This window comes from Streptomyces sp. NPDC037054, assembly GCF_055606745.1.
On record NZ_JBVJSJ010000002.1, the window covers coordinates 111,929 to 129,057 of the forward strand.

Below are 17,129 nucleotides of genomic sequence, written 5' to 3' on the forward strand. Positions count from 1 at the left end.
CGCGGGGGCGCCCCGGGCCTGATGCCCACCCGTGAATTTTCGGTGCGCCGTTGCCCGGAAAGGGGTGGGTACCGTCGGACCGGCCGTGGGAGGCGCACCGGTCTGATAGATGTGGAGGCCCCCAGACGACCCCCGAGCAGATACGGGACGACGGACATGAGCGCCCCAACCCCGGCACCCGGCGACGACAGGCCCCGCGAAGGGTATTACCCGGACCCGTCCATTCCTGGATATGTCCGGTACTGGAACGGAACCGCCTGGGTACCGGGCACCAGCCGTCCGGCGCCCAAGGACGGCGAGCAGCTCGCCCCGCCGCCCGGGGTGCGCCCGGCACCGCCCGCCGTCGAGGAGACCGGCCCGCACTTCTTCGACGAGGACCCGGTCGACGGGCCCGCCTCCGAGGGGCCCGCCACCGCAGGGGCCGCCGACGCAGCGGCCGCGGCCGGCCCGGCCCCCGCCGACGCCCAGCACGGCAGCCGCCCCGAGCCCGCCTCCGCGTGGGGCGCCGACCGCTCCCACCAGACCGGCTTCGGCACGGACCAGGACCGCCGGGTGCGGTGGGGCTCCCCGGAGTCGGTGGACCCGCGGGTGGCGCGCGAGCCGGGGGCACCCGCCGCCGCGTCCGCCGCCGGCTCCCCCTCCGCCGCTCCTTCTCCCGCTGCCGCTTCCGCCGCCTCTGCCGAGGGTGCGGCCGGTGGTGAGGGCTCCGACGGGGCCGCGGCGGGCAACACGTTCGTCTTCCGCAGGCCGGCGGCCGGCTCCGCGGGCGGCACCGACGGTCCGGCCGCGCCCGCCGGCCCCGCGCGCGCCGACGAGGGCACGATGACCTTCCGCGCGGTCGCGCCCCGGGTGGGACAGCAGGGCGGCCCGGCGCCCTCCGGTCCGCAGCAGCTGTCCCCGACGGTCCCGCCCCAGTCCACGCCCCCGCAGTCCACGCCCCCGCAGGCCGCCCCGCCGCACCACCCCGCCCCGCAGCCGGCCGCCCCGGCGACCCCTGCCGCACCCGCGCCGGTGCCCGCGCAGACCCCGCTGACCAGTGGCCCCGGTGGCGGCCAGGCGTCCTGGGCCCAGCAGGTGCACCAGCTCGCGGGCGGTGACGACCAGCCGGTGACGCCCTGGCGGCCCCCGGCCGACGACCCGTTCCAGGCGATGGTCCGGCAGCAGGCGGCCGCCCGTCCCGCGCCCCTCGGCAAGCGGCTCGTGGCCCGGCTGCTGGACACGGTCGTGCTCGGCGCCGTCACCGCGGTGGCCGCCGTACCGCTCGGGTCGCAGGCGATCGACCACGTCAACGACAAGATCGAGGCGGCGAAGCTGAGCGGCGAGACCGTCACCGTCTGGCTGCTCGACGGCACCACGTCGGTCCACCTCGCCGTCGTCCTCGCGGTGCTGCTGCTGGCCGGGGTCGTCCTGGAGGCGCTGCCCACCGCCAAGTGGGGCCGCACGCTCGGCAAGCGGCTGATGGGGCTGGAGGTGCGGGACATCGAGGGCCACGACGCCCCCGAGTTCGGCGCCGCCCTGCGCCGCTGGCTGGTCTACTCGGTGCCCGGTCTGCTGGTCGTGGGTGTCGTGGGCGTGCTGTGGTGCCTGTTCGACAAGCCGTGGCGGCAGTGCTGGCACGACAAGGCAGCGCACACGTTCGTCGCCGGTTAGCCGGTTAGCCGTTCGGCGGGTCAGCCGGTCAGCCGGACAGGCGGTCAGACGGACAGCGGTAAGGCCGGACAGCCGGGGGCCCGTCACCCGGCCGACCGGGTACTCCGGACGGCGGCTCGCCGGATGCGGAGCCGGGGTGTTCGCGGTCGACTCGGGCCATGAGCAGCGAACCGCCCCCCGGCTCCGGCCGGCAGCCGCCGGAAGACGACCCGTTCAGGAAGCAGCCCCCGCCGCCCGGCGGCGGCCAGCCGCCCCCGTATGCCGGCAGTGGCGGCCCCTACGGCGGTGAAGGCCCGGGCGGCGGTGGCTCCCACGAAGCGGGCGGTCCCTACGGAGCGGGCGGTCCGCCCGGCGGCGGTCACGGATCCGGCGACCCGTACGGCGGCGCCGGCCCCGGCCCCTACGGCGCCGGTTCGGGTCCCTACGGCGGCGGCCCGTACGGCGGTGGTCCGTACGGCGGCGGCCCCTACGGCGGCGCGGGCCAACCCGGCGATCCGCTCGCCGGCATGCCCCCGCTCGCGGACAGCGGCAGGCGCACGCTGGCCCGGATCATCGACATGATCCTCGTCGGGCTCGTGGTCTGGCTGCTCACCCTGGCGTTCGGCGTCAACGAGTACAGCACGGACGGCGACGAGATCGAGGTCGGCAAGTCCCTCGGCCAGTCCCTCGTCGCGGCCGTGCTCTACATCGCCTACGACACCCTGATGACCGCCAAGAACGGTCAGACTCTGGGCAAGAAGCTCATGAAGATGCGGGTGGCCGACCTGTCCGACGGCTCCACACCGTCGGTGCGGAGCGCGTTGGTCCGGGCGGCGGTGCTGTGGATTCCGTTCGCCTTCTGCTGCGCCTGCATCTGGACGGCGGTCTCGGGTGGCTGGAGCTTCTTCGACAAGCCGTACAAACAGGGCCTGCACGACAAAGCGGCCAAGACGGTTGTGGTCAGCACGGGTTGAGCCGACGGCAGGCCGGCGGGTCGATGCCGCGCCGACGGCCGGGCTACGCGGCGAGCCGCTCGCGCTCCGGTGACGACTCGGCCCGGGACAGGGGCCGGGCGGCCTTGGACGCAGGCCTCGGCCGCGGCACGGTCATGGCGACGAGCAGCCCGAGCGCGAGTGCCGCGACGGTGATGACCGCGATCCCCGGGGCTGAAGTCGCCTGCGACAGCAGCAGCATGGCGAGCGTCGAGAAGATCACGGTGCTGGAACCGTAGGCGAGCTGTGCGACGGTCGGACGAGGCATGGCAATCGTGTCCTCGGAAGCGGGGATGCGTCGTTTCTCGACTCTATTCGCCTGCATGCCCGAGCCGGACCGGCAGTAAGCGTGACCTAACCAACAGTGCCGGAGCACGGGGGGCGCACGGAGTCATACCGTCCACGAAGTGGACAGATCCACGCGCCCGTTCGGCGTCGCGTCGAGTCGACCGCGAGACTGTCGCGAGCGTCCGAATACCGGAGGGCGCGCTTCCCTTAATGCACTTGACCTGCGCAAGTCAAGACCTGTCTTTTCCGCTTAACCTCTAGTCAAATGTCGTCACTTGACTACACGCGTTGATCACGCGCCCGCGGAACTTCCACCAAAGGACCTCCCTGCCGCGCGCGCAAACGCGGGGGAGGACATCAAGTGACCAGAAGACCCTGGACGTTCAGAGCCGCCGCGATCGGTGTGGCTTTCGCAGCGGCGTCCACCACCCTTTCGGCGATCGCCGTGGCGCAGGCCGACTCGGCCGCCCCGCCCGCGAACGTGGAACGGCACGACCCTCAGCCGGCCAAGGGGATGGCGGAGCACGACCTCGAAGGGCCGTTGAGCAAGACTCAGGCGGCCCAGCGTGAGGAGGCACTCAAGCAGGTCATATCCGGCGATGCCCAGGTGAAGGAGCGTGACGGCTCCAAGGTCGTCGAGCTCCAGAGCCGCAAGGGCGACAGCAAGTACGTCGAGCTGGGCCGGGAGAAGACCGACAAGATCTTCACCATCCTGGTCGAGTTCGGCGACCAGATCGACAGCCGCTACGGCGGCACCCCCGGCCCGCTGCACAACCAGATCGCCGAGCCGGACCGCTCCAAGGACAACAGCACCGCCTGGAAGGCGGACTACAACCGGGAGCACTTCCAGGAGCTGTACTTCGGTACCGGCACCGACTCGATGAAGACGTACTACGAGAAGCAGTCCTCGGGCCGCTACTCCATCGACGGCACGGTCTCCGACTGGGTCAAGGTCCCCTACAACGAGGCCCGTTACGGCTCCAACAAGTGCGACCCCGACAACTGCGCCTGGTTCGCGGTGCAGGACGGCGTCACCGCCTGGGTCGAGCAGCAGAAGGCCGCCGGCAAGACCGACGCCGAGATCAAGACGCAGCTCGCCGAGTACGACCAGTGGGACCGCTACGACCACGACGGCGACGGCGACTTCAACGAGCGCGACGGCTACATCGACCACTTCCAGATCGTGCACGCCGGCGAGGACGAGTCCGCGGGCGGCGGCGCTCAGGGCGAGGACGCCATCTGGGCGCACCGCTGGTACGCCTTCGGCACGGACGCCGGCGCCACGGGCCCCGAGGGCAACAGGCTCGGCGGCACGCAGATCGGCGACAGCGGCATCTGGGTCGGCGACTACACCATCCAGCCGGAGAACGGCGGACTCGGCGTCTTCGCCCACGAGTACGGCCACGACCTCGGTCTGCCGGACCACTACGACACCGCGGGCGGCGAGAACTCCACCGGGTTCTGGACGCTGATGTCGTCCGGTTCCTGGCTCGGCACCGGCAAGAACGAGATCGGCGACCTCCCCGGCGACATGACCGCCTGGGACAAGCTCCAGCTCGGCTGGCTCGACTACGACGTGGCCAAGGCCGCGACCAAGTCCGCCCACACGCTGGGTCTCGCGGAATACAACACGAAGAACCCGCAGGCGCTGGTCGTGGAGCTCCCGAAGAAGAAGGTCACCACCGAGGTCGTCGTGCCCGCCGAGGGCCAGACCCAGTGGTGGAGCGGCAGCGGTGACGACCTGCGCAACACGCTGACCCGGTCCGTCGACCTGACCGGCAAGACGTCGGCCGCCCTCACCCTGGACGGCTGGTACGACATCGAGGCCGACTACGACTACCTCTACACCGAGGTGTCGACCGACGGCGGCGCCAACTGGACCGCTCTCGACGGCACGGTGGACGGTCAGCCCATCCCGCGCGACGGCAGCGACAAGCCGGCGCTGACCGGCACGGTCGACGGCTACAAGCCGCTCGCCTACTCGCTGGACGCCTACGCGGGCAAGAAGATCGACCTGCGCTTCCGCTACCAGACGGACGGCGGTGTCGCGCAGAAGGGCTTCGCGGCCGACCGCGTCACCGTCACCGCCGACGGCACGGCGCTGTTCACGGACAACGCCGAGAGCGCGGACGCGGCCTGGACGGCCAACGGCTTCTCCCGGATCGGCGCGTCGTTCACCGACGAGTACGCGCAGTACTACATCGCCGAGAACCGTCAGTACGTCTCGTACGACAAGACCCTCAAGGTCGGCCCGTACAACTTCGGTTCGGCGAGCCGTCCGGACTGGGTGGAGCACTACGCCTACCAGAACGGCCTGTTGATCTGGAAGTGGGACACCTCCCAGGCGGACAACAACACCAGCCAGCACCCGGGCACCGGTCTGCTGCTGCCGGTCGACTCGCACCCGGCCCAGCTGAAGTGGTCGGACGGCACGCTGATGCGCAACCGCGTCCAGGCCTACGACTCGCCGTTCAGCCTGTACCGCACGGACGGCATGACGCTGCACAAGGCGGACGTCCCGACCGTGATCCCGTCGTCGAAGGGCGTGCCGGTCTTCAACGACCACACGAACACCTACTACGACGAGTCCAACCCGCGGGCGGGCGTCAAGATCACTGACACCAACACCAAGATCAAGATCGTCAAGGAGGCCTGGAACGGGTCGACGATCTCGGTCCAGGTCGGCCCTGCGGTGAAGTAAACGGCATTTCTGCAGGTCAAAGCATGATCGGCGGCAACCCCCTGGCGGGTTGCCGCCGATCGTGTTTAGGTGCGTCCTGTGATTCTCTTATTGACACCGGACAGCACGGGGGTGTGACCGCATGGCCGCAGGAGGTTTCTGCAAGTTGCCGAACGGCACGGTGGTGGTGGCGATGAACCTGCCAAGCCCCGTCGCCGAGAGCACCGGCGACGTGCGCGTTCTCGTCCACGCCCGGAACCGGGCGCGTGCCCTGACCAGGCTGCGCAACCTGGGGCTGCGGGCCGTCTACCTGCGGGGCAACGCCGCGCCGCCGACCCCGGACGAGATCACGGCCGTCCTGCACCACCCCGACGGCCTGATATGGCGCACGGCGCCCGACGGCGGGGGCGTCCCCGGTACCGGCCCGACGCAGGAGCTGTGGCACCCGATCCGGTCCCTGCTCAGACGCCCGGCGCCGCAGGAACGGCCCCGGCAGCACTCCCACTCCGGCGACCGGCTCCAGCCCCGGCTCCAGGGCCTGCCCCGGCCGAAGGGCCTGCCGACGGTCGGCCAGGTCTGAGGCGGCCGGGCTACTGGACGACGGGCTTTCCCGAGAGTTCCACGCCCGCCCCGCGCATCTCCTCCACGGCCCGCTCGGTGGTCTCCGCGGCCACTCCGGCGGTCAGGTCCAGCAGGACGTGGGTGCGGAAGCCCTCCCGCGCCGCGTCCAGCGCGGTGGCCCGCACGCAGTGGTCGGTGGCGATGCCCACCACGTCCACCTCGTCGATCTCCCGGGCCCTGAGCCACTCGGCGAGCTTCACGCCGTTCTCGTCGGTGCCCTCGAAGCCGCTGTACGCGGCCGCGTAGGCGCCCTTGTCGAACACGGCGTCGATGGACCCGGAGGCGACGGCCGGGGCGAAGTTCGGGTGGAAGCCCACGCCCTCGGTCCCGGCGACGCAGTGCGCGGGCCAGGAGTGCACGAAGTCGGGGTTGTCGGCGAAGTGCCCGCCGGGCGCGACGTGGTGGTCGCGGGTGGCCACCACGTGCCGGTAGCCGGCGGGCGCCTGCCCGATCAGCTCGGTGATGGCGGCGGCCACGTCGGCGCCACCGGACACCGCGAGGCTGCCCCCCTCGCAGAAGTCGTTCTGCACGTCTACGACGATCAAGGCGCGGCGCATGGTCGGTGTCCTTCGACTATGGGGTCGGGGCGGGGAGCGGGCCCGGCCGGTGAGGATCCGAGCCTATTGACTTCAGGTGCGGTGTGGGGAGGGGTCGGACAGCGGTGCCGGGATTAGCTACCCGACGGTCCGTGCGTGTACTCCGTGGGAATGACCGGTTCCCCCCGGGAGAGCTGCGTGGCGGACAGCGGCAGGTTGGCGCGGGCCGCCGCGTGCCGGTCCCGGACGGTGTCCAGCGGCTCGCGGCGGACGACCTCGCCGCCCCGGACCAGCTCGACCAGCAGCTGCCGGCCTGCCAGCTCCTCGGGCACGGGCCCGGTGCCGACCACCTCGGCCTCCGCGACGCCGTCCTCGTCCAGCCGCCGCGCGGCCCACTTGCGGCCGCCGACCGAGGTCTTGCCGCCGCTGGACTTCTTCGCGACCGGCACCAGCGGGGCGCCGGGATCGGCGGACGCGGCGCGCGCGACCAGCTTGTAGACCATGGACGCCGTCGGGTGACCGGAGCCGGTCACCAGCTGGGTGCCGACGCCGTACGCGTCCACGGGCGCCGCCGCCAGCGAGGCGATGGCGTACTCGTCCAGGTCCGAGGTCACGATGATCTTCGTGTCCCGGGCGCCCAGCTCGTCCAGCTGCTGGCGCACCCGGTGCGCGACCAGCAGCAGGTCGCCGGAGTCGATCCGCACGGCGCCCAGCTCGGGCCCGGCGATCTCGACGGCCGTACGGACGGCCTCGGTGACGTCGTACGTGTCCACCAGCAGCGTCGTGCCCCGGCCGAGGGAGTCGACCTGGGCGCGGAAGGCGTCGCGCTCGCTGTCGTGCAGCAGGGTGAAGGCGTGGGCGGAGGTGCCGACGGTCGGGATGTTGTAGCGGAAGCCGGCCGCGAGGTCGGAGGTGGAGGTGAAGCCGCCCACGTAGGCCGCCCGGGAGGCGGCGACCGCGGCGAGTTCGTGGGTGCGCCGGGCGCCCATCTCGATCAGCGGGCGGTCACCGGCGGCGGACGACATCCGGGAGGCGGCGGCCGCGATCGCCGAGTCGTGGTTGAGGATGGAGAGGATCACGGTCTCCAGCAGCACGCACTCGGCGAAGGAGCCCTCGACCCGCAGGATCGGCGAGCCCGGGAAGTACACCTCGCCCTCCGGGTAGCCCCAGATGTCGCCGGAGAAGTGGTAGTCGGCGAGCCATGCGAGGGTCCGCTCGTCGACGACGTTCCGCTCGCGCAGGAAGCCGAGGACGTCCGGGTCGAAGCGGAAGTTCTCGACGGCGTCCAGGACGCGCCCGGTGCCGGCGACGACGCCGTAGCGCCGCCCGTCCGGCAGCCGCCGGGTGAAGACCTCGAACACGCTCCGCCGCTCGGCCGTGCCCGCCTTGAGCGCGGCCTGCAGCATCGTCAGCTCGTAGTGGTCGGTGAAGAGCGCCGTGGAGGGAACGGCCACCGGCAGCCCAAGGTCCGCTGTGTTCATGACGAGGATGCTACCCCCATTTCGTCAGTTTGACGATTTCCCGTGCGAGTGGCCCCGGTCACGCCCCGCGGGCGGCGCATTTGTGTCCCCACCCCCCTCCGGTGGCAGCATGGGCCATGTGACGTCACCCGCACCCCTAGAGATCGAACGCACCGAGTCGGCGGAGGAGGAATTCGCCGTACCCGAGCCGGACGTCCCCTGGGTCACCATCGTCCACAACGACCCGGTCAACCTCATGAGCTACGTGACGTACGTCTTCCAGACGTACTTCGGCTACTCCAAGGACAAGGCCACCAAGCTCATGCTCGATGTCCACCACAAGGGCCGGGCGGTCGTCTCCAGCGGCAGCCGCGAGGAGATGGAACGCGACGTGCAGGCCATGCACGGCTACGGCCTGTGGGCCACCCTCCAGCAGGACCGCAAGTAGCGAGCACGCCCGCCCACCAGCGAAAAGACTCCATGCCCGGACAATTCGAACCGCTCCCCGGCGGCGGCGCGGCCGTCGCCCTCGACGACGTCGAGATCTCCATCATCCGGTCGCTGGCCGTCCAGCTCCTGGAGCTGATCGGGCCCGGCCCCGCCGAGGACGCGCAGGGCGACCCGCTCGCCGAGCTGTTCGCCGAGGGTCCGAGCGAGCCGCCCTCCGACCCGGTGCTGCGCAGGCTCTTCCCGGACGCCTACGTAGACCCCGAGCACGCGCCCGCCTCCCCGCGGGAGGCCGAGGAGCGGCAGGAGTACTCCGCGGAGTTCCGCCGCTACACCGAGAACGACCTGCGGGCCGGCAAGCGGGACAACGCCCTCGCGGTGATCCGCTCGCTGGACGCGCTGGCCGGGGACGGCGGCGCCGTGCTGAAGCTGTCGGCGCAGGAGTCCCGGCAGTGGCTCGGGGCGCTCAACGACCTGCGCCTCGCGATCGGCTCCCGGCTGGAGATCGACGACGAGGACGACACCGATCTGCTCTACCGGCTCCCGGACGAGGACCCGCGCAAGCCGATGGTGATGGCGTACCTCTGGCTGGGCGGCCTCCAGGAGACCCTCGTCTCGACACTCATGCCCTGACGTCTCCTGTTCTGACGTCTGATGTCCCGACGTCGGCGCCTCATGCACCGACTTGTGCGGATTTCGTGTTCGCTCAGCGGAGCCTCAAATCCGGATAACGATCCCGTCACCGCTCCTGGGGTTTGTCGGGGCGGCAGCGGTTTCCGTGACGGGCGTCACTAAAGCCTCGGTAAACAGCGTGATAAGAACTGGCAACTCCTTCGCGGCCCCACCCCTCGCCGTGCTGGAGGTGCCGGTCATCACCGGCGCGCATGATCCGGACAACGGCGTTCGCCCCCCCCTGCCGCACCCCGTACCGCTGAGCCACGCCAGCACGTCCCCGCGCCCCCGAGGAAGCTCGATGTCACTCGACTCCGTCACCACGTCCATTGACGATGCCGTCAGTGGATTCTTCGAACCGGTCGCCACCACACTCGGCGAGATCGTCTTCTACTCCGTCCCCGTAGCGGGAACCGAGCTGCCGCTGATCGTGGCGTGGCTCGTCGTCGCCGGCCTGGTGTTCAGCCTCGGCTTCGGCTTCGTCCAGGTGCGCCGGTTCAAACTGGCCATCGACGTCGTGCGCGGCAAGCACGACGAGAAGGACTCCGCCGGCGAGGTCAACCACTTCCAGGCGCTGACCGCGGCCGTGTCGGGCACCGTCGGCCTCGGCAACATCGCCGGTGTCGCCGTCGCCGTCTCCCTCGGCGGACCCGGCGCGACCTTCTGGATGATCCTCTGCGGTCTGCTCGGCATGGCCACCAAGTTCGTCGAGGTCACCCTCGGTGTGAAGTACCGCCAGGTGCACGAGGACGGCACCGTCTCCGGCGGTCCCATGCACTACCTGCCCAAGGGCCTCGCCGACCGCTTCGGCAGCGGCGGCGCCAAGCTCGGCAAGGTGCTCGCGATCCTCGCCTCGGTCATGATCCTGTTCTTCGGCCTCTTCGGCGGCAACCTCTTCCAGGTCAACCAGAGCTACACGCAGCTGGTCTCCGTGGCCGGCGGTGAGGACGGCGCCCTCGGCTCCTCGGCCGGCGCGCTCTTCTTCGGCATCCTGGTCGCCGCCCTGGTCGGCATCGTGCTGCTCGGCGGCATCCGCTCCATCGCCTCCGTCACCAGCCGCCTGGTCCCGGCCATGGCGATCATCTACATCGTCGCCTGCCTCGTCGTGCTCGTCGTCAACGCGGGCGCCCTGCCCGACGCCGTCGCCCAGATCATCGAGGGCGCGTTCAACCCCGAGGGTGTGGCGGGCGGCATCATCGGCGCCCTGATCGTCGGCTTCAAGCGCGCCGCGTTCTCCAACGAGGCCGGCCTCGGCTCCGCCCCGATCGCCCACTCCGCGGTGAAGACCAAGCACCCCGCGAGCGAGGGCCTGGTCGCCCTGTTGGAGCCGTTCATCGACACGGTCGTCATCTGCACCATGACCGCGCTGACCATCGTCGTCGCCAACCCGGACAGCTGGGCCGCGGCCCGCGACGGCAAGGAGATCGGCGGCGTCACCATCACCTCGGACGCCTTCGAGACCGTGCTGCCCTGGTTCCCGTACGTGCTGACCGTGGCCGTGCTGCTGTTCGCCATCTCCACCGTGCTCACCTGGGGCTACTACGGCCTCAAGGCCTGGACGTACCTCTTCGGCCGCAGCCGGACCAGCGAGACGGTCTACAAGGCGCTCTACACGCTGTTCGCGGTGGCCGGTTCGCTGCTCACCCTGCAGACGCTGATCGACCTGGCCGACGCCGTGCTCTTCATGCTCGCCGTCATCAACATCATCGGCCTGTACCTGCTGGCCCCCGTGGTCAAGCGGGAGCTGGACTCCTTCCTGGCCTCCGTCCGCGACCGCCGCGCCGGCGGAGCCGCGGAGGAGGAGCGGGAGGAGGTCAAGGCCGGCTGAGCCGAGCCGCCGACGCCGCGTCCCGCCCGGGCCCGGCCGTACCGTCACCGGTACGGCCGGGCCCGGGCGCCGCACAAGGTCTGATCCCGCCATGTGGGCGGCCCCGTACCACCCCTCGGTACGGTGCCGCCCTCCTGCTTATCCTGGCGCCATGCTGACCATCACCCAGGCCCTCTACGACCACATCGTCGCCCACGCCCGCGAGGACCACCCCGACGAGGCGTGCGGCGTCGTCGCCGGACCCGTGGGAGCCGGCCGTCCCGAGCGCTTCATCCCCATGCTCAACGCGGCCCGCTCGCCCACCTTCTACGAGTTCGACTCGCAGGACCTGCTCAAGCTCTACCGCGAGATGGACGACCGCGACGAGGAGCCGGTGATCATCTACCACTCCCACACCGCGACCGAGGCCTACCCGTCCCGCACCGACATCTCCTACGCCAACGAGCCCGGCGCGCACTACGTCCTCGTCTCCACCGCCGACACCGACGGCGCCGGAGAGTTCCAGTTCCGCTCCTTCCGGATCGTCGAGGGCGAGGTCACGGAGGAAGAGGTCAAGGTCGTCGAGGCCTACTGACCCCCCTCCTGACCTCCACGTCTCACGATCCGGTCGAAAGCAGTCCGAGATGCGATATCACACTCCGGGCACCGGACCGGGAATCGATACGATGAGCCCATGGTTTTCCACGACGTGAGCGAGAAGACGCCGGGCATGCTGCTCGTGGCGCGGCTGCACGTCGACCTGTGCAGGCTCGCCAGCGCCATCTGTTGACGCTGCTCCTGCCGCCGTACGGCCGTGAGCCGCGGCGCACCACCCTGCGTACGACCACGCTCTTCCGCGCCGCCGCGCGCCCCGATCACACACCTCCCGACAGGAGCCCTGAGCCATGGCCATCGAGGTCCGCATCCCGACCATCCTCCGCCAGTACACCGACGGTCAGAAGGCGGTGGAGGGCAGTGGTGACACCCTCGCCGAGCTGTTCGCCGACCTCGAGACCCGCCACGCGGGCATCCACGCCCGCATCGTGGACGGCGACCAGCTGCGCCGGTTCGTCAACGTCTACCTGAACGACGAGGACGTCCGCTTCCTCGACGGCATCAACACCAAGGTCTCCGACGGGGACAACATCACGATCCTGCCGGCCGTGGCCGGCGGTATGGCCTGATCGGCGATGCGTTACGACTCCCCGCTGGCCGCGGTGGGCAACACCCCCCTGGTGCGCCTGCCGCGGCTGTCGCCGTCCGCCGACGTCCGCGTCTGGGCGAAGCTGGAGGACCGCAACCCCACGGGCTCGATCAAGGACCGTCCGGCCCTGCACATGATCGAGCAGGCCGAGAAGGACGGACGCCTCACCCCGGGCTGCACCATCCTCGAACCCACCAGCGGCAACACCGGAATCTCGCTCGCGATGGCCGCCAGGCTCAAGGGCTACCGCATCGTGTGCGTGATGCCCGAGAACACCTCGCAGGAGCGCCGCGACCTGCTCACCATGTGGGGCGCGGAGATCATCTCGTCCCCGGCCGCGGGCGGCTCCAACACCGCGGTGCGCGTCGCCAAGGAACTGTCCGCCGAGCATCCCGACTGGGTGATGCTCTACCAGTACGGCAACCCGGACAACGCGGGCGCCCACTACGCCACGACGGGCCCCGAGATCCTCGCCGACCTCCCGTCGATCACGCACTTCGTGGCCGGCCTCGGCACCACCGGCACCCTCATGGGCGTCGGCCGCTACCTGCGCGAACACAAGCCGGACGTCAAGATCGTCGCCGCCGAACCGCGCTACGACGACCTCGTGTACGGCCTGCGCAACCTCGACGAGGGCTTCGTCCCCGAGCTCTACGACGCCTCCGTGCTGACCACCCGGTTCTCCGTCGGGTCCGCCGACGCGGTCACCCGCACCCGTGAACTCCTCCAGCAGGAGGGCATCTTCGCGGGCGTCTCCACCGGCGCCGCGCTGCACGCCGCGATCGGCGTCGGCAAGAAGGCGGTCAAGGCGGGGGAGAGCGCCGACATCGTGTTCGTCGTCGCCGACGGCGGCTGGAAGTACCTCTCCACCGGCGTCTACACGGCGGCCACCACCGAAGAGGCCATCGACACCCTCCAGGGCCAGCTCTGGGCCTGACCCGGAACGGGTCGCACCCCCCTCACGTCGCGAGGTGACGGACCTGGTCCCACAGGACCGGGTCCATCACCCCGACCCGCCGGCTGAAGTCCCGTACCGGCACGTCCCGCAGCTCGTCCGTCTCCAGATAGCTCGCCCGGCCCTGCGCGCCGCCGACCGAGCCCGGTGGCAGCGGGATCACGCCGGCCCGTTCGTCGCGGTACGTGCTGGTGATCTCCGCGACCACCGCGTGCCGCCCGCGCACCGACAGCACCAGGCACGGCCGGTCGTGACCGCGCGCCCCACCCGCGTCCACCGGCCCCAGCGGCTCGCCGCCCTCGCCGGGCGGCACCCGCGCCCACCAGATCTCCGCCGGCTGCGGACGCGCCGGGCCCGGCCGCGCGCGGCGCCGTCCGCGCCACCCGCGGCCCACGCCGTCGACCAGCGTGGCGACCAGCGCGAGCAGCACCACCACCGCGACCAGGGGCCACCAGGACGTGTCCATACCGACGACGGTACCGGCGCACCCCTGCTCCCGCGCGCCTCCCGTCCGCCTCATGCGCCCCGTTGCCAGCCGAACCGGTGACACCACAGGTGAGTTCGCCCACAACAGCCCTTGGCGGAGGAGCGACCGGACGTTTTGCGCCTTACGCTCGACGGACCGCACACTGCACGACCCCCGTCGCCCCCATTCAGGATTTCCTGTCGTTCCCGCCAGCGGAGGTTTCTGCTTCATGAAGCTCACCGTCGTCGGCTGCTCGGGGTCGTTCCCGTCCGCGGAATCGGCCTGCTCGAGCTACCTCGTAGAGGCCGACGGCTTCCGGCTGCTCCTCGACATGGGCAACGGCGCCCTCGGCGAGCTGCAGCGCCACTGCGGTCTCTACGACCTCGACGCGATCTACCTCAGCCACCTGCACGCCGATCACTGCATCGACATGTGCGCGTACTTCGTGGCGCGCTACTACCGGCACGACGGCGGCCGCTGCGACCCCCTCCCGGTCTACGGCCCCGAGGGCACCGAACACCGGCTGACCACCGCCTACGCCGACACCCCCTCCGCCTCCTCGATGAGCGAGGTCTTCGACTTCCACACCGTGAAGCCGGGCACTTTCGAGATCGGCCCGTTCACGGTCCACACCGAGCGCGTCGCGCACCCCGTCGAGGCGTACGGCATCCGCATCGAGCACGGCGGCCGCTCGCTGACGTACTCCGGCGACACGGGCGTCAGCCCCGCGCTGGACGAACTCGCCCGCGACGCCGACCTGTTCCTGTGCGAGGCCGCCTTCACGCACGGCAAGGAGAACATCCCCGACCTGCACCTCAACGGCCGCGAGGCGGGCGAGACCGCGACCCGCGCCGGCGCCCGGCGCCTGGTCCTCACCCACATCCCGCCGTGGACCGACCCCCAGGTCAACCTCGCCGACGCCCGCGCCGTCTTCGACGGCCCGGTGGACCTGGCGGCCCCGCGGACGACGTACGAGATCTGAGCCCCGCCCTTCCGGGCCGGCCGGACGGAAGCCCGGACGGCCCGCAAGGCCGGCGCCGTCAGCCGACGTCGGCCCCGTACACGTGATCCACCGTCATCGTGATGAGCACCCTGCGCTCGGCCACCATCACCGCCCGGTACTCGTCCCAGTCCGGGTGTTCGCCGGCGGCGGCGCGGTAGTAGTGCACCAGCGCGTCGACCTCCGGACCGTCCGGGTCGGTGCCGGGGCCGGTGAGGGTCGCGACGCCCTCGGCCGTGGCCCACGACATGCCGTCGGAACCGGTCACTTCCAGCGTCGCCCGCGGGTCCCGGCGCAGGTTCGCGACCTTGGCGGCGCCCGCGTACGTCGAGACGCGGATGACGTCGGCGGACTCGTCGTAATGGGGCAGGACGGGGGAGAGCTGCGGACGTCCGTCCGACTTGATCGTCGCCAGGACGCCGAGGCGGCTCCCGGCCAGCAGCGCACGGGGGTCGAAGGGTGCGGTCATGGCAGGATCATCAACCTTCACACCGGTATGAAGGTCAAGGAGGCACCGGCGTGCTGATCGGAGAACTCAGCCGCAGGACCGGCGTCCCGCCGCACCTGCTGCGCTACTACGAGAGCCAGAAGTTACTGGAGCCCACCCGAGGACCCGGCGGCTACCGCGAATACACCGACGACGCCGTCCTCACCGTTACCCAGATCAGAAGACTCCTCGAAGCGGGCCTGTCCACCCGGGAGATCGCCTTTACCCTGCCGTGCGCCACCGGCCCGGACCCCGACCTCGAACCCTGCCCCGAACTGCTGGACGTCCTGCGCGCCCGCCTGCACGACCTCGACACCCGCGTGGACGCCCTCCGCCGCTCCCGGCAGACCCTGCGCGACTTCCTCTCCGCCGCCGAGCGGCGCGCCGCCGACGACGCCCGCGGCACGTTCGACCGAGCCGCCGACGAGGCCTGCGGCGCCCTGGACCGCTGACACCGGCACCGGCAGGGAAAGCGGCGCCGTACGGCGAGGCGCCCGGCCGGGAAACCCGGGCCGGGCGCCTGCGAGAGCCGTGCGGGAGAGGGCTACTTGCCCTCCGCCTTCTGCAGTTCGGCCAGCTCCTCGTCGGACTCGCGGCCCGGCGTCGGCAGGTTGAACTTCGTGATCGCGAACCGGAACACGACGTAGTACAGCGCCGCGAAGCACACGCCGACCAGGGCAAGGCCCCACGGGTTCGACGCGATGCCCAGGTTCAGGAAGAAGTCGACGGCGCCCGCCGAGAAGCCGAAGCCGTCCTTCATGCCCAGCGCCCACGTCAGCGCCATCGACACACCGGTGAGCACGGCGTGGATCGCGTACAGGACCGGCGCGATGAACATGAACGTGAACTCGATCGGCTCGGTCACGCCCGTGACGAACGACGTGAGCGCGAGCGAGAACATCATGCCGCCGACCACCTTGCGGCGCTCCGGCCGCGCGCAGTGCACGATCGCGAGGCAGGCCGCGGGCAGCGCGAACATCATGATCGGGAAGAAGCCCGTCATGAACTGACCGGCGGTCGGGTCGCCCGCCAGGAACCGCGCGATGTCACCGCTCTTGCCCTCGTACTCACCGGCCTGGAACCACGGGAACGAGTTGAGCAGGTGGTGCATGCCGATCGGGATCAGCGCGCGGTTGGCGACACCGAAGATGCCCGCGCCGACCGCGCCCGAACCGACCAGCCACTCACCGAAGTTGTGCAGGCCCGTGCCGAGCACCGGCCAGATGTAACCGAACACGATGCCGATGACCAGGCCCGCGAACGCCGACAGGATCGGCACCAGACGGCGGCCGCCGAAGAAGCCCGCCCAGTCGGGCAGCTTCGTGCGGTAGAAGCGCTGGTAGAGCAGGGCGACGACGAGGCCCATCACCACACCGCCGAGGACCTTGGCGTCCACCGGCGCGTCCACCATGACCACCTTGCCGTCGACGGCCTTCGCCACCTGCGGCAGGTTCTCGTCGGTGAACGTGGCCAGCACGTTCTTGAAGACCAAGTAGCCGACGACCGCGGCGAGCGCCGTCGAGCCGTCCGACTTCTTCGCGAAGCCGATCGCGATGCCCACGGCGAACAGCAGCGCCATGTTGTCCAGGATCGCGTTGCCGCCGGCCGCCATGAAGCCCGCGATCTTCGTCACGAAGGCCGGGAACTCCGGGCGGCCCAGCATGTCGGCGTTGCCGAGGCGCACCAGCAGCGCGGCGGCCGGCAGCACGGCCACCGGCAGCATCAGGCTGCGGCCGATGCGCTGCAGCACCGCCATCACACCGGCGCCCTTCTTCTTCTCGGCCGCGGGAGCGGCGCCGGCAGTGGTCACGATTTCCTCCAGCAACGTACAACAGGTCTACACCACCAAATGGTGTAGACCTGTTCTAGCACGGCGAAGGCCGCG

At 70.9% G+C, this 17,129-nt stretch carries 18 protein-coding genes and 1 pseudogene; 13 read left to right on the forward strand and 6 right to left on the reverse strand.

Translation table 11 applies throughout. The features are described 5' to 3' along the window. The first annotated feature begins 156 nt into the window (after window positions 1–156). Both ACZ7D7_RS05450 and ACZ7D7_RS05455 read left to right on the forward strand, forming a co-directional pair. The gene (locus tag ACZ7D7_RS05450) at window positions 157–1,650 is read left to right on the forward strand and encodes an RDD family protein (RefSeq protein ID WP_470822622.1); all 1,494 of its coding nucleotides are present in this window, start codon (window positions 157–159) and stop codon (window positions 1,648–1,650) included. A 158-nt stretch (window positions 1,651–1,808) separates the two neighbouring features. After that, on the forward strand, window positions 1,809–2,603 hold the full coding sequence (locus ACZ7D7_RS05455) for an RDD family protein (protein ID WP_470822624.1): 795 nt from the start codon (window positions 1,809–1,811) through the stop codon (window positions 2,601–2,603). A gap of 43 nt (window positions 2,604–2,646) precedes the next feature. Here the strand turns inward: ACZ7D7_RS05455 and ACZ7D7_RS05460 are convergent, their stop codons facing one another. After that, window positions 2,647–2,889 carry a hypothetical protein gene (locus tag ACZ7D7_RS05460; protein ID WP_470822626.1) on the reverse strand — a complete coding sequence of 81 codons (243 nt, stop codon included), beginning with the start codon at window positions 2,887–2,889 and terminating at the stop codon, window positions 2,647–2,649. A gap of 381 nt (window positions 2,890–3,270) precedes the next feature. Here ACZ7D7_RS05460 and ACZ7D7_RS05465 point away from each other — a divergent pair, with 381 nt between their 5' ends. Both ACZ7D7_RS05465 and ACZ7D7_RS05470 read left to right on the forward strand, forming a co-directional pair. Next, the gene (locus tag ACZ7D7_RS05465; protein WP_470822628.1) at window positions 3,271–5,610 is read left to right on the forward strand and encodes an immune inhibitor A domain-containing protein; all 2,340 of its coding nucleotides are present in this window, start codon (window positions 3,271–3,273) and stop codon (window positions 5,608–5,610) included. A 121-nt stretch (window positions 5,611–5,731) separates the two neighbouring features. Continuing rightward, a pseudogene (locus ACZ7D7_RS05470) lies at window positions 5,732–6,070 on the forward strand (hypothetical protein); the annotation flags it as partial. Window positions 6,071–6,179: 109 nt separating this feature from the next. Here ACZ7D7_RS05470 and ACZ7D7_RS05475 read toward each other — a convergent pair. Together ACZ7D7_RS05475 and ACZ7D7_RS05480 are read right to left on the reverse strand one after the other, a co-directional pair. Next, window positions 6,180–6,767, reverse strand: a complete 588-nt coding sequence (locus tag ACZ7D7_RS05475) for a nicotinamidase (protein ID WP_470822630.1) — start codon at window positions 6,765–6,767, stop codon at window positions 6,180–6,182. Between the two features lie 113 nt (window positions 6,768–6,880). Further along, window positions 6,881–8,227 (reverse strand): nicotinate phosphoribosyltransferase, encoded by a 1,347-nt coding sequence (locus tag ACZ7D7_RS05480; RefSeq protein ID WP_470822632.1) that lies wholly within the window; start codon window positions 8,225–8,227, stop codon window positions 6,881–6,883. A 109-nt stretch (window positions 8,228–8,336) separates the two neighbouring features. Here ACZ7D7_RS05480 and clpS point away from each other — a divergent pair, with 109 nt between their 5' ends. From clpS to ACZ7D7_RS05515, 7 genes are all read left to right on the forward strand, one after another. Beyond that, window positions 8,337–8,654 carry an ATP-dependent Clp protease adapter ClpS gene (clpS, locus tag ACZ7D7_RS05485; protein ID WP_279552349.1) on the forward strand — a complete coding sequence of 106 codons (318 nt, stop codon included), beginning with the start codon at window positions 8,337–8,339 and terminating at the stop codon, window positions 8,652–8,654. A gap of 32 nt (window positions 8,655–8,686) precedes the next feature. Beyond that, window positions 8,687–9,286, forward strand: coding sequence for a DUF2017 domain-containing protein (locus tag ACZ7D7_RS05490; protein ID WP_470822634.1), 600 nt, complete (start codon window positions 8,687–8,689; stop codon window positions 9,284–9,286). Between the two features lie 340 nt (window positions 9,287–9,626). Continuing rightward, the gene (locus ACZ7D7_RS05495) at window positions 9,627–11,153 is read left to right on the forward strand and encodes an alanine/glycine:cation symporter family protein (RefSeq protein ID WP_470822636.1); all 1,527 of its coding nucleotides are present in this window, start codon (window positions 9,627–9,629) and stop codon (window positions 11,151–11,153) included. Window positions 11,154–11,304: 151 nt separating this feature from the next. Continuing rightward, entirely contained in the window at window positions 11,305–11,727 is a 423-nt protein-coding gene (locus ACZ7D7_RS05500; protein WP_470822638.1) for a M67 family metallopeptidase, read from the forward strand. A 99-nt stretch (window positions 11,728–11,826) separates the two neighbouring features. After that, a complete protein-coding gene (locus ACZ7D7_RS05505) occupies window positions 11,827–11,922 on the forward strand; it encodes a putative leader peptide (RefSeq protein WP_316959376.1) in 96 nt (31 codons plus the stop codon). Between the two features lie 115 nt (window positions 11,923–12,037). Next, on the forward strand, window positions 12,038–12,316 hold the full coding sequence (locus ACZ7D7_RS05510) for a MoaD/ThiS family protein (RefSeq protein WP_470822640.1): 279 nt from the start codon (window positions 12,038–12,040) through the stop codon (window positions 12,314–12,316). A 6-nt stretch (window positions 12,317–12,322) separates the two neighbouring features. Then, window positions 12,323–13,273, forward strand: coding sequence for a PLP-dependent cysteine synthase family protein (locus ACZ7D7_RS05515; RefSeq protein WP_470822642.1), 951 nt, complete (start codon window positions 12,323–12,325; stop codon window positions 13,271–13,273). 22 nt (window positions 13,274–13,295) lie between these two features. Here the strand turns inward: ACZ7D7_RS05515 and ACZ7D7_RS05520 are convergent, their stop codons facing one another. After that, entirely contained in the window at window positions 13,296–13,757 is a 462-nt protein-coding gene (locus ACZ7D7_RS05520) for a type II toxin-antitoxin system PemK/MazF family toxin (protein WP_470822644.1), read from the reverse strand. 229 nt (window positions 13,758–13,986) lie between these two features. Between ACZ7D7_RS05520 and ACZ7D7_RS05525 the strand changes: the two genes are divergently transcribed. Then, window positions 13,987–14,739: an MBL fold metallo-hydrolase gene (locus ACZ7D7_RS05525; protein ID WP_470822646.1), complete on the forward strand. Its 753-nt coding sequence runs from the start codon at window positions 13,987–13,989 to the stop codon at window positions 14,737–14,739. 58 nt (window positions 14,740–14,797) lie between these two features. Here ACZ7D7_RS05525 and ACZ7D7_RS05530 read toward each other — a convergent pair whose 3' ends face one another. Next, complete coding sequence (locus ACZ7D7_RS05530; RefSeq protein ID WP_470822649.1) at window positions 14,798–15,226, reverse strand: PPOX class F420-dependent oxidoreductase; 429 nt, start codon at window positions 15,224–15,226, stop codon at window positions 14,798–14,800. 50 nt (window positions 15,227–15,276) lie between these two features. Between ACZ7D7_RS05530 and ACZ7D7_RS05535 the strand changes: the two genes are divergently transcribed. After that, the gene (locus tag ACZ7D7_RS05535) at window positions 15,277–15,696 is read left to right on the forward strand and encodes a MerR family transcriptional regulator (protein WP_470822651.1); all 420 of its coding nucleotides are present in this window, start codon (window positions 15,277–15,279) and stop codon (window positions 15,694–15,696) included. Between the two features lie 92 nt (window positions 15,697–15,788). On the opposite strand, the gene ACZ7D7_RS05540 is transcribed toward ACZ7D7_RS05535, so the two are convergent. Further along, window positions 15,789–17,054 (reverse strand): PTS transporter subunit EIIC, encoded by a 1,266-nt coding sequence (locus tag ACZ7D7_RS05540; protein ID WP_470822653.1) that lies wholly within the window; start codon window positions 17,052–17,054, stop codon window positions 15,789–15,791. Between the last annotated feature and the right edge of the window lie 75 nt (window positions 17,055–17,129).